General features: G+C 62.3%; 9 protein-coding genes. 6 read left to right on the forward strand and 3 right to left on the reverse strand.

Features of this window, described 5'->3' with window-relative positions; all coding sequences use genetic code 11:
• Window positions 1-236: 236 nt before the first annotated feature.
• The 3 genes from B0G81_RS14635 (at window position 237) to B0G81_RS14645 (ending at window position 3,157) form a co-directional block, all read left to right on the forward strand.
• Entirely contained in the window at window positions 237-599 is a 363-nt protein-coding gene (locus B0G81_RS14635; protein WP_243856453.1) for a hypothetical protein, read from the forward strand.
• Between the two features lie 413 nt (window positions 600-1,012).
• Entirely contained in the window at window positions 1,013-1,795 is a 783-nt protein-coding gene (locus B0G81_RS14640; RefSeq protein WP_106282419.1) for an ABC transporter substrate-binding protein, read from the forward strand.
• A gap of 246 nt (window positions 1,796-2,041) precedes the next feature.
• Window positions 2,042-3,157 carry a succinylglutamate desuccinylase/aspartoacylase family protein gene (locus tag B0G81_RS14645; RefSeq protein WP_134136722.1) on the forward strand — a complete coding sequence of 372 codons (1,116 nt, stop codon included), beginning with the start codon at window positions 2,042-2,044 and terminating at the stop codon, window positions 3,155-3,157.
• Window positions 3,158-3,277: 120 nt separating this feature from the next.
• Here the strand turns inward: B0G81_RS14645 and B0G81_RS14650 are convergent, their stop codons facing one another.
• On the reverse strand, window positions 3,278-4,084 hold the full coding sequence (locus B0G81_RS14650) for a MetQ/NlpA family lipoprotein (protein ID WP_134136724.1): 807 nt from the start codon (window positions 4,082-4,084) through the stop codon (window positions 3,278-3,280).
• Window positions 4,085-4,377: 293 nt separating this feature from the next.
• Between B0G81_RS14650 and B0G81_RS14655 the strand changes: the two genes are divergently transcribed.
• The gene (locus tag B0G81_RS14655; protein ID WP_106282421.1) at window positions 4,378-5,532 is read left to right on the forward strand and encodes a porin; all 1,155 of its coding nucleotides are present in this window, start codon (window positions 4,378-4,380) and stop codon (window positions 5,530-5,532) included.
• 101 nt (window positions 5,533-5,633) lie between these two features.
• Here the strand turns inward: B0G81_RS14655 and B0G81_RS14660 are convergent, their stop codons facing one another.
• The gene (locus tag B0G81_RS14660) at window positions 5,634-7,115 is read right to left on the reverse strand and encodes an alkaline phosphatase family protein (RefSeq protein WP_134136727.1); all 1,482 of its coding nucleotides are present in this window, start codon (window positions 7,113-7,115) and stop codon (window positions 5,634-5,636) included.
• Between the two features lie 403 nt (window positions 7,116-7,518).
• Here B0G81_RS14660 and B0G81_RS14665 point away from each other — a divergent pair, with 403 nt between their 5' ends.
• Entirely contained in the window at window positions 7,519-7,908 is a 390-nt protein-coding gene (locus tag B0G81_RS14665; protein ID WP_134136732.1) for a DUF6232 family protein, read from the forward strand.
• 324 nt (window positions 7,909-8,232) lie between these two features.
• Window positions 8,233-9,321, forward strand: a complete 1,089-nt coding sequence (locus tag B0G81_RS14670; protein ID WP_134136735.1) for a hypothetical protein — start codon at window positions 8,233-8,235, stop codon at window positions 9,319-9,321.
• Between the two features lie 109 nt (window positions 9,322-9,430).
• Here the strand turns inward: B0G81_RS14670 and B0G81_RS14675 are convergent, their stop codons facing one another.
• Window positions 9,431-11,884 carry a glycogen/starch/alpha-glucan phosphorylase gene (locus tag B0G81_RS14675; RefSeq protein ID WP_106282425.1) on the reverse strand — a complete coding sequence of 818 codons (2,454 nt, stop codon included), beginning with the start codon at window positions 11,882-11,884 and terminating at the stop codon, window positions 9,431-9,433.
• Window positions 11,885-12,044: the final 160 nt, after the last annotated feature.

Genomic DNA, 12,044 nt, shown 5'->3' on the forward strand with positions numbered 1-12,044 from the left:
GAAAACCATTTTTGGTTTTTGGCTCAGCCACAGTCGAAAAAATTACCAGTCGGACGCGATGCAGCAGACCCGCTCATCTGCATTTAACGGCAAGTTTTGCGCAAACTTTAACTCGCCATTGATGGATTGAAACGCGCGAACACGTGAACCGCGCGCTGTAATGCCGCGCGACAGTCCGTCGCTTGATTATGTCATTCGGAAGTTGCCAGCGGCGCTTCTAAAGAAGACCCGCGCCGATGCCGATAAACGATCTCTTGCCCCAAGCCGCCGGCGGCGACAGATGGCAGACCGCAGCGTCGCCGGATGCCACGCGGCCTGTCTCCTGGGCAATCGAAGAGACGGACAAGAAACAGATCATGCGCCTGAGCAAAATAGAGTGGATGTGGGTGGCCGTCGCGGCCGGTTCGATCGCGTGCTTCGGCAGTTGGCTGCAGGGCGAAATGAACCGCACCGCGCTCGCGCGCGCCGAGCGCGAGACGCAGGACATGCGCGGCACCTGCTCAGGCATGTCCGCGCATGAGGCGCAGATGATGGCCAAAGGCGAACTATGGTGCGGCGAGGTCGGCGCGGCGCGCGCGGAATCGCTCGGCGAAGAGTAAGCAGAGTAGCCGGCCGCGTTGTAGTCCACCGGCACTCGGGCGCCTTGAGGCGTGCTTGAGTCGTACGTGAGTCGCGCATGAGTCCGGCAGCCGCGATCGGCAGACGCAATTAGCCAACTTCATTACCAGGCGATTACAAATCCGAGGCGCGCAGCTTATTCCATCCAATACCCACGCAATACGTACCGCGGCCGCTTTCGAATCTCCACCACATTCAAGCACTAAAAGCTATCCTCATGCGCCATCCGGTGTTTCACTAGCTACCCAATCTTTTTGAACTGATAAGCTTGGCGCGCGCTGCTGGCCGCCCCGGCTGGCAGCTTCAACCCAAGCCCGGTCGTGAGTCGCGCCGGGTGCCCCGCAGCGGCACAATCGCATGCGGGCGAATTTGAACTACACCGAGGAGTTAAACAGTGAAAAAACTGCTAGCGGCTTTGACGGTTGCTCTGCTTGCTACCGTCTCGATTGGCGCACACGCTAAAGATTGGTCGACCGTGCGTTTCGGCGTTGACGCCAGCTATCCCCCGTTTGAGTCGAAGGGCTCGGACGGCAAGCTCGTTGGCTTCGACATCGACCTCGGCAATGAAATCTGCGCGCGCATGAAGGCCAAGTGCGTGTGGGTGGAAAACGACTTCGACGGCATGATCCCGGCCCTGAAGGCGAAGAAGTTCGACGGCGTGCTGTCGTCGATGTCCATGACGCCGCAACGCGCCGAGCAGATCGCCTTCTCGAACAAGCTGTTCAACACGCCGACGCGCCTCGTGGCGAAGAAGGGTTCGGGCATCCTGCCGACGGCCGACTCGCTCAAGGGCAAGACGGTTGGCGTGGAGCAAGGCACGATCCAGGAAACCTACGCGAAGACGTACTGGGAAGCGAAGGGCGCGAAGGTCGTGCCGTATCAGAACCAGGACCAGGTCTATGCCGACTTGCTGTCGGGCCGTCTGGACGCAGCGCTGCAAGACGCGGTGCAAGCTGAAATCGGCTTCCTGAAGACGCCGCGCGGCGCCGGCTTCGAATTCGTCGGCAAGAACCTCGACGATCCGAAGATCCTCGGCAACGGCGCAGGCATCGGCATGCGCAAGGAAGACACGGATCTGAAGGCGAAGGTCGACAAGGCGATCGCCGACATCATCAAGGACGGTACGTACAAGAAGCTCGAGAAGAAGTACTTCGACTTCGACGTGTACGGCGGCTAAGTCGGCCATGCGCGTCTGAGCGCGCGCATGCCGGTTGGCAGAAACGGGCTCCGCCACAGGCGGAGCCCGTTTCGTTTGCGGCGCCGCATAAAACCACACACTGCGTCATATCGGCTAAGATCGTGCGATCGAGGCGCCCGCGAGGCGCCGCCCACCGGCCCGCCATTGACCGGCCGCGAAGCAAATTCCCCACTGTTATCAACGAGATAGCGCGGCGCGCCCCACTTGGCCGCGGATTTGAAAACCATGCAAACCCAAACCCATCCGCTGATTGCCCCGACGCTCGGCACCGCCCGCAACCTCACGAGCTTCCACTACGGTCCTGGCGGCGGGCAGAAGATCTATATCCAGTCGTCGCTGCACGCCGACGAGTTGCCCGGCATGCTGGTGTCGTGGGCGCTGCGCCGCAAGCTGGCCGCGCTGGAAGCAGCCGGCAAGGTTCGCGGCGAAGTCGTGATCGTGCCGGTAGCCAATCCGATCGGCCTGAATCAGCACTTTCTCGGCCATCTGACGGGGCGCTTCGAAACCAACACCGCACAGAACTTCAACCGCAATTTCCACGATCTGTCGGCGCTAGTGCAGCCGGTGATCGAATCGCGCCTGAGCGACAGTCTCGAGGCCAACCGCACCGCCATCCGCACCGCCATGCGCGAGGCGCTCGACGCGCAGAAACCGGCCACCGAACTCGAATCGCAGCGTCTCGCACTGCAAAAGCTCTCGTACGACGCAGATGTGGTGCTCGATCTGCATTGCGACTGGGAAGCCGCGATGCACCTCTATACGAACCCCGATCTGTGGCCCGAAGTCGAGCCGCTCGCCTGCTATCTGGACGCCAAAGCGTCGCTGCTCGCGCTCAATTCGGTGGGCAACCCATTCGATGAAATCCACAGCTTCTGCTGGTCGGATCTGCGCGGCCGTTTCGGCGACCGCTTCCCGATTCCGAACGGCTCGATCTCGGTCACGATCGAACTGCGCGGTCAGCGCGAGGTGTCGTATGAGTACGCCGAGCACGATGCCCAGGCGATCATCGAATATCTGACCTCGCGTGGCGTGATCGACGGCACGGCCGCGCCGCTGCCGCCGCTCGAATTCGCCGCCACGCCGCTCGCCGGCGCCGAGCCGATCGTCGCGCCGATCAGCGGCGTGCTGGTGTATCGCTGCGAAGTGGGCAGCTGGATCGACGTCGGCCATGAGATTGCCGATATCGTCGATCCGTTGACAGAGCAAGTCGTCACGCTGAAAAGCACGGTGGCCGGCGTGCTGTACGCACGACATCTCACGCGCTTTGCAACGGCCGGGCTGGAGTTCGCGCGCATCGCCGGCGCGAAGGCGTTCCGCAGCGGGTCGCTGTTGAGCAACTAACTCTTCGGGCGGTGCCGCGCCGTTGCCGCGTCGCCTCCGTAAGTACCTGAACCGAAAAGCAAATCGCCCGCTATTCAAGCGGGCGATTTGCATTGGGCGCGTCGGTTGTCGAAACCCTGATCAGAAGGCCGGAATGATCGCGCCTTTGAATTGCGTGTCGATGTACTTGCGCACTTCGTCCGACTCGTACGCCGCCACCAGCTTCTTCACCCACGGCTGATTGCGGTCCTGCTCGCGCACCGCGATCAGATTCGCGTACGGACCCTTCAGGTCCTCGATCGCGATCGCGTCTTTGGTCGGCTGCAGGCCGGCCTTGACCGCGTAGTCGGTATTAATCGACGCCGCGTCGAGATCGCCGAGCGCGCGCGGCAGTTGCGCGGCGTCGAGTTCGACCAGCTTGATCTTCTTCGGATTCTCAGCGATATCCAGCGGCGTCGCGTTGACGCCGTTCGTGCCGACGCCCGCCTTCAACTTGATCACGCCGTACTTCTGCAGAAGCAGCAGCGCGCGGTTGCCGTTCGACGGATCGTTCTGAATGCCGACCTTCGCACCTTCCGGCAAGTCCTTGAGCGACTTGAGTTTCTTCGAATAGAAGCCCATCGGCGACACATAGGTCAGGCCGACATTGACGATCTTGTAACCGCGTTGCTTGATCTGGCTGTCGAGAAACGGCTGGTGCTGAAAACCGTTGGCATCGAGGTCGCCCGCGTCCAGCGCCGCGTTCGGTTGAACGTAATCGTTGAATTCGATGACCTTGACGTTCAAGCCTTCGCGCGCCGCCACTTTTGTCACGACCGTCCAGATTTGCGCGTCCGGACCGCTCATCGTGCCGATCTTGAGTTGTTTGTCGTCCGCGTGCGCGAACGTGGCCGTCAGCGAGACGGCGGCGATAGCGAGCAGTTTCTGGATGATTGTGCGGCGTTGCATGCGTTTCCCCACGGGCGATTTGTCGATAGGCGCGCATCGTCGCATGCGGACGCGGCGTCCGAAACCAATCGTTTTTCACACGCTTATACGCCCGATCCGGAAAAGCTTATACGCGCATGCTCTGCGCGATTTGCGCCGGCAGCGCTATGTGAGTGTCGCGTAGGCACGACAGATTTCAAAAATAACCATGCTGTCACATACCTTACTCTGCGTTCCCTTAAATTGCGGGCCATCGCACGACCTGACCAAAGAGTTCGGCGTCGCGATCGCTTAATTTTTAATCGGAGAAAGTCTTGAACAAGAAACTATTGACCGCCGCTACTCTCGCCGTCTTCGCCACCGCCGCCCACGCGCAAAGCAGCGTCACGCTGTATGGCGTGATCGATGCCGGTATCAGCTACGTGAACAACTCGAAGACCGCAACGGGTCACGACAACCTCTTCAAGTACGACGACGGCGTGGCTCAAGGCAGCCGTTGGGGCCTGCGCGGCACGGAAGATCTGGGCGGTGGCCTGAAGGCGCTGTTCGTATTGGAAAACGGCTTTAACAGCGGCAACGGCACGCTCGGCCAGGGCGGCGCGCTGTTCGGCCGTCAGGCTTATGTCGGCCTGTCGCAAAACAACATCGGCTCGCTGACGTTCGGTCGCCAGTACTCGTTTTCGACCGACTACCTGGGTGGCAACTACTCGACCGGCGGCCAGACCGTCGCGGGTAACTACGCTTACCACATCAACGACGTCGACCAGCTGACGTCGAGCCGTATCAACAACGCAGTCAAGTTCAGCAGCGCGAATTTCGCGGGCCTGACCTTCGGCGCGATGTACGGCTTCTCGAACCAGGCCGGCGCGTTCGCCGGCTCGCCGACGGTCGGCACGACCGCGGGTTCGTCGCGCGCTTATAGCTTCGGCGTGAACTACGCAAACGGCCCGTTTGGCGTCGGCGCGGCTTACACGGACATCCGCTTCCCCTCACAGTCGACCCCGGCGTTCTCGACGGCGATGGCCAACGTGACGACGGGCACCGTGCGTGATCTGCGCACGTTCGGTGTCGGCGGCCGTTACACGATCGCGGCAGCCACGCTGTGGGCGTTGTACACGAACACGCGTTTCGAGCCGATCACGGGCGGCACGACGACGTTCGCCGCCTATGAAGCAGGCGCGAAGTACGCGTTCACGCCGGCTTTGACGGCAGGCGCGGGCTACACGTACATGCACCTGAGCAACGCGAACAAGGGCCACTGGAACCAGGCGGACCTGAGCGTCGACTACGCGCTGAGCAAGCGCACGGACGTGTACGCGCTGGGTATCTACCAGATCGCTTCGGGCCACAACGCGGCAACGGGCGATGTGCAGGCGCAGATCGGTTCGAGCACGAGCTACTTCAGCACGTCGGGCACGGGTTCGGATAACCAGTTGGCGTTCCGCGTCGGTATCCGTCACAAGTTCTAAAGCGAGTCTCTCGCGGCGGGGAACGCGAGTTCCCCGCTGGATCGAGGTTCTGGAAAAACGCCCCGCGGGGCGTTTTTTCTTTTGGGCAATGGCCCTGCTTGCTACGGACGCGGGAAGCCGAGTGCGTCCGCCTGCGTTCTCAGCTCCGCAAAGCGGCCGCCCACCGCGCTGACTGCCGTATTGGGGACGGCGCTTTGAGGCGTGACCTGACTTTTGTCCAGCTGTCCGATGCCGGTCGCGGTCGAGGCGCCAGTGGCCGCCGACGCCGTGCACGCCGCGCCGAAGACACCCTGCGTGACGGCAATGGCCGGCACGTCGGTGCGCGGTGCGTCCGCCAGATCCAACGCATACGCGAGGTTGACCGTTGCCGGATCGCTGCTCCGCACGCCGAGTGGATCGAGTCCAAAGCGCCAGGCAAGCAGTTGGTGGATCGAACTGGGATCGAACGGATAACGCGACACACTGTTCGCACGTACGCGCGGTCCGAGCAGCACGCACGGTACGCGAAACCCGAGCCGCCCGTCGTTGCCCAACGCGCTTTCAGCGGCCGACACCGGCCTGACAGGCGGCGCGACATGTTCCATGAAGCCGCCCCACTCGTCGTAGACGATGATCATGAGCGTCTTGCTCCAGTTCGGGCTCGTGCGCAGCGCGTCGTAGATCTGCCCCAATAGCACCTGGCCATTGCGCACGTCCGCATGCGGATGATCGTCGTTCGAGGTCCCCTGCGACTCGCCGCCGAAGCTCGGATCGACCATGCAGAACGACGGCAGCGTGCCCGCGGCGGCATCGGTGAGGAAATCGGCGAACAGCTTGGAACGCCCGACATAGCGGGTGCCGTAAAGCGCCGTGAACGGCACGTCGTGGAAGTAATACGCCGACGAGATGTTCTTCGCATCCAGCCGGTCCCAGATGGTCGGCAGCGACGAGACGTCGAGCGTGTCGCTCAGACGGTCCGTTTCACCGCTATGCAGGTAGACCCGGTTCGGGTAAGTGTCGGCGAGAATGCCGCTCATGTAATAGTCGCACACCGTGTACTGCGCGGCGGCCCCCTGGTAAAACTCCAGATCCGCGGACTGGAAATAGCCGACCGGCAGCAAGTCGCCGGGCGTGAGGCTGGTGGCCGGCGTCAGCAGAAAGCCGTTCATTGCGCCGTTTGCGAGGTGGACGCGCCCGGCTTCGTACGCGTGATTCGGGTCCGCATAGGCGCAGCCCTGGAAGCCATAGGCCGCATTGGCGGTGAGCGCGAACGACGCGCGCGCCGTGCCGAACGCATCGGTGAACGTGCGGCCTGCCTGTGCGCCTTCGGCGTTCGGCACCCATCCCAGCAGGTGATCGAAGGAACGGTTTTCCATCGTGACCAGCACGATATGGTCGATGCCGGAAGTCGACGGATCAGGCAAAGGAGGACGCGGAAGATTGGCGCGATCCGGCGGGATCGTTCCGATCGCAGGCGGGTTCGCCCCATCTGACCCGGAGCCGCCGCCGCGCCCGCCACATGCCGACAATGCGATAGAACTTGCCAGCGCGGCGAGAATTTTCCGGCGTGCAAAATCAGGCGGATTCGGGGGCCGAGTGTTCATCTTTGTCGTCTCCTGGGTCTATGTGTATATCGTGAGGGTGTGTTCGCTCGTACCGCTGTTCGACTGCGTCGAGAGAGGTAGCAGTTAACGTTCCTCCCTGCCGGATGTTTTGCAGATCGGCGTATAACATATGTGTCCAACCAGTCGCGCAGGTGCGCAGGTGCGCAAAGACTGGTTCTCACCACCATGGGGTCATGGCTATGAAACACAGGCTGCTGACGGCCGAGCCCGCCGATTTGGTGATGCTGGAACCCCTCAGTCATCCGAAGCGTATGGCAAACGCTCGTATCCGCCGCGTGGGCCGATGCTTACCGGCACGGCGCGGCCGGCAGAAGGCGCCGTGACATCGGATGGCGAAAGTTCTGGTACGCTGCGCGCTTTGCCACCGCTTGCATTCGACTCAATGGAAACACCCTTCAATGATCGTGGTGTGTCGGTCACGCGCAACGCACTCTCGTCCGCCGGCCAGGTCTTTCCGCTGCGCGAGATCGTGGATGTGCGCGTTGTCACCGTGCCGAAGAACAAGGTCTTGCCGATCACGATTTCGCTGCTTGGAATGGCCGGCGTTATTGCCGGCGCGATATTGCGCTCGCCCGTAGGCATGGTGTGCGGCACGATGCTGGCCGTGGTCGGCTGGCTCACCTGGCTGAGCCAGGACATCACGCATCGTCTGATGGTGCAGACGGCGAATGGCGAGCGTGAAGCGCTGTCGAGCGTCGATCGCGATTTTGTCGAACGCGTCGGCGTGGCCGTGAACGAAGCGAAGGCCACAGCCGCCGCACCGAAGGTTTGACGCCGCGCCACGCGGCTTTTTGCCGCTACCGAGGGCGATAGCACGGCACGCGCCCCCGCGCGACTATTGATGTAGATCGACATTTGCACGGGCCGGTTGCCGGCCGCGCCCGCGCCTTCACACATCTTTGCAATCGCACCCGAGCGGCCATGTAGAGTCGCCGCTCCTGTTATCGCGTGTTCCCTCCCGCGGGTTTGCAAGCGACCCGGTTTTATCGATCACGCCGCGGCCAATCCAGCGCGATTGCCGTTGGCTCCGTCCGCCTCGCCGCTTGCAATGCCTCGCCTTCGTCAGGGACCCGCCCTCCTGCAAAGCGTGTGACCTATGTTCCTGTCGTTTCTCGATGCCGCGCGCCGGCATTCGCGCCTCAGCCGGCGTCGTCTCAGCGCGGCCGCGCTTGTCGTGACCGGTGCGCTCGTAATGAGCGGCTGCGCCGTGACCTTCCCCACGCCCACGCCGCCCGCGCCGGCTGCCTCCCTGATCAACGGCGGCCAGGACGGCCTGCTGATTCCGCTGCAAGTGGAGCATGTCGACACCGGTCACGCGCGCCTCGGCCTGCCGATCCAGCTCGACGGCAAGGCGGTATATGTCGCACTGGATACCGGCACGCGAGGCGTGCGCGTGCTCAAGTCGGTCCTTCCGGGCACGAACTATCCGAGCGCCGGTCCGCTGAGTTCGCTGCCGTTGGCGAACGGCGCGCAAGTCTCCGGCGCGGCCGTCAGACTGCCGATGAGCCTCGCGGGCACGAAGCCGGCGCAAATCGACGCGCAAGCCGTCGAACTGGTGAACTGCCAGCCCAACGCCCGGCGTTGCGTGGGCATGGATGGCTACACCGGTGAATTCGGCTGGGCATTCTCGGGTCTGTTCGGCATCGGCGCGGCGCAACCGGACGACACCTGCTGCACGCAACCGCTGCGCGCGTTGCCCGGCAACATCGGCCAGCGCTACCTGGTGCACTCGAACTTTGCGAAACCTTACCTGGTGCTGAGTCCGTCGAGCGCGCTCACGAAGGACTACACGATGGTGCCGATGACCGTCCTGCAAGACGGCACGGCGCAATGGCCGAGAGGCTGCGTCAACGTCGGCGACAAGATGACCTTTTGCGCGCCACTGGTGTTCGCCACGGCCAGCACCGACATGATCCGCGTTGAAATGGACAAGGCGCCGAACTGGACCGGCGACGACGAAGTCGGCAAGGTGCTCAATCAAGGCAACTACAACGCGGCGCTCGGCACAGGCAAATGGGTGCATCGCTATGAAGGCGCGCAAGTGACGATCGTCAAGGCGAAACCGGGCGCCGATCGCATCGTGATCGGCCTGATGGGCATGCAGAATATCGACGTGCTGTTCGACTTCCCGCACGGCCAGCTGGGCCTGCGCGCCGCGAGCGAGATTGAGCAGTTCGGGCAATAATCGCTGCGGTATCAGTTGCGGCATCGGTCAATGAAAAAGGCCGTGCGATTCACCAGCAATCGCACGGCCTTTACATGTCCACGTCGAGCCGAGACGAAGCAACCGTCCGCTATTCGATATTCAGCGGATTCACATGCCAGATGTTGCGTGCATATTCGCCGATCGTGCGATCCGACGAAAACTGCCCCATGCCCGCCACATTCTCGATCGCGCTTTCCGTCCATGCGCGTTTGTCGACGAAGCGCGCGTCCACTTCGTCCTGAGCCTTGGCGAACGCGGCGAAATCGGCGAGCACCATGTAGTGATCGCCCCAATCGACCAGCGTGTGAAAAATATCCGAGAAGCGCAGCGGATCGTCCGGAGAGAAGAAGCCCGTGCGAATCTGGTCGAGCGCCGTGCGCAGTTCCGCGTTGTCTTCGTAGATTTGCCGCGGCCGGTAGCCCGTGGCGCGCAGGCTGTCCACTTCGTCGGCGGTATGGCCGAAGATGAAAATGTTCTCGCGGCCCACCGCGTCGCAGATTTCGATATTCGCGCCGTCCATCGTGCCGATCGTCAACGCGCCGTTGAGCGCGAGTTTCATGTTGCCGGTGCCCGATGCTTCCGTGCCCGCCATGGAAATCTGCTCCGACAGATCGGCGGCCGGAATGATCAGCTCCGCCACGCTCACGCCGTAGTTCGGCACGAACACCACTTTCAGACGGTCGCCGACCAGCGGATCGTGATTGACCTTTTCGCTGACGTCGCCGATCAGCTTGATGATGGTCTTCGCCATCCGATACGCGGACGCGGCCTTGCCGGCGAACATCACCACGCGCGGCACCCAGTCGAGTTCGGGATTCGCGCGAATCTGGTTGTAGCGCACGATCACATGCAGAATGTTAAGCAATTGCCGTTTGTATTCGTGAATACGCTTGACCTGCAGATCGAACAGCGCGTCCGGATCGAAATGCAGTTTCGTGTGATGCGCGAGACGATGCACGAGCCGCAGTTTGTTCTGCCGCTTTGCTTCACGGAAAGCTTCGATAAAGCCGCTATCCGTGCGCAGGTTGCGCAACTGCTCCAGTTCGAACAGATTGCTGCGCCAGTGTTTGCCGATCTGCTGATCGATCAGCGAGGACAGCGACGGGCTCGCCTGCGCGAGCCAGCGGCGCGGCGTGATGCCGTTGGTGACATTGGTGAAGCGGTCCGGATAAATGCTTGCGAAGTCGGCGAAGATATCGCGCGTCATCAACTGCGAGTGCAGCTTCGACACGCCGTTCACCTTGTGGCTCGCGACGATCGCCAGATACGCCATACGCACACGGCGCTGCCCGTATTCGTCGACAAGAGAAATGCGGCGGATCATTTCGGCGTCGTGACCTGATTGCTCGCTCACGTGCTTGAGAAACTGCGCGTTGATCTCGAAGATGATCTCGAGATGCCGTGGCAGCAGCCGCGCGAGCAACTCGACGTCCCACGTTTCGAGCGCCTCGGGCATCAGCGTATGGTTCGTGTACGAGAAGATCTGCGTGACATGCTTCCACGCCTTGTCCCACTGCAGATGGTGCACGTCCACCAGCAGACGCATCAGCTCGGGAATCGCCAGCACGGGGTGCGTATCGTTCAGATGCACCGCCACCTTTTCGGAGAAGCGCCCGAACGTACTGTGCGTGCGCTGATAGCGGCGAATCAGATCCTGCATGGTCGCCGAGACGAAAAAGTATTCCTGCCGCAAGCGCAGCTCGCGGCCGGCCGGCGTCGAGTCGTCCGGGTACAGCAGGCGCGAGACGTTCTCCGACATGTTCTTCGTGTCGACCGCATTGCGGTAGTCGCCGCGATTGAACGCGCCGAGATCGAGCTCCTCGGCGGCGCGCGCCGACCATAGGCGCAGCGTGTTGGTCGCGTCGGTCGCGTAACCTGGAATGACGGTGTCGTACGCGGTGGCATTCACGTGCTGGGTGTCGATCCATTCCACGTGTTCGCCGCGCTGCACCGTGCGGCCGCCGAAGTGAACCATGTACGTGACTTCGGGCCGCGGAAACTCCCACGGATTGCCCGCGCGCAGCCAGTAGTCCGGCGCTTCGACCTGCTCGCCGTTGACGATCTGCTGACGGAACATGCCGTATTCATATCGGATGCCATAGCCGAAGCCAGGAATGCCGAGCGTCGCCATCGAATCGAGAAAGCATGCCGCGAGCCGGCCGAGGCCGCCGTTGCCGAGCGCGGCGTCTGGCTCGATATCGGTTAGCGCGTCCATATCCACGCCCAGACTCGCCAGCGCTTCCTTCATCTGATCGTGGATGCCTAGGGCGAGCAAGGCGTTCGTAAAGGTCCGGCCGATCAGGAACTCCATCGACAGGTAGTAGACGCGTTTCACGTCCTGTTCGTATTGCAGGCGCGTGGTTTTCATCCAGCGCGCGACGAGCCGGTCGCGCACGGCGAGCGCCGCGGCGTGCAGCCAGTCATGCGGATGCGCGGTGACGGCGTCCTTGCCGACGCCATACATCATGCGATTGGAAATTGAGCGCCGTAGCGCGTCGACGGTACTGTTGAGCTGGTCGAATTCCAGATCGACGGCTGTCATCGAAGCCTCCGGGGAAAAAAGACGCGACATACGCGAACCGCACAGATGACGGGCGGGAGGCGCGAGCCGGTCAGGCGGGTTAAGAAACAGAGTAGGTCATTTTACGACCACCGGACACCGGCGGGCGCGAGCGCCTGGTTATGCACATGCCATGCCCGCC

The organism is Paraburkholderia sp. BL6665CI2N2, from assembly GCF_004366535.1.
Lineage (GTDB): Bacteria > Pseudomonadota > Gammaproteobacteria > Burkholderiales > Burkholderiaceae > Paraburkholderia.

Excerpts from the sequence above, each read along its gene's own strand:
- B0G81_RS14635 (WP_243856453.1), top strand. The coding sequence starts at position 237 with ATGCCGATAAACGATCTCTTGCCCCAAGCCGCCGGCGGCGACAGATGG.
- B0G81_RS14645 (WP_134136722.1), top strand. The coding sequence starts at position 2,042 with ATGCAAACCCAAACCCATCCGCTGATTGCCCCGACGCTCGGCACCGCC.
- B0G81_RS14650 (WP_134136724.1), bottom strand. The coding sequence starts at position 4,084 with ATGCAACGCCGCACAATCATCCAGAAACTGCTCGCTATCGCCGCCGTC.
- B0G81_RS14660 (WP_134136727.1), bottom strand. The coding sequence starts at position 7,115 with ATGAACACTCGGCCCCCGAATCCGCCTGATTTTGCACGCCGGAAAATT.
- B0G81_RS14665 (WP_134136732.1), top strand. The coding sequence starts at position 7,519 with ATGGAAACACCCTTCAATGATCGTGGTGTGTCGGTCACGCGCAACGCA.
- B0G81_RS14670 (WP_134136735.1), top strand. The coding sequence starts at position 8,233 with ATGTTCCTGTCGTTTCTCGATGCCGCGCGCCGGCATTCGCGCCTCAGC.
- B0G81_RS14675 (WP_106282425.1), bottom strand. The coding sequence starts at position 11,884 with ATGACAGCCGTCGATCTGGAATTCGACCAGCTCAACAGTACCGTCGAC.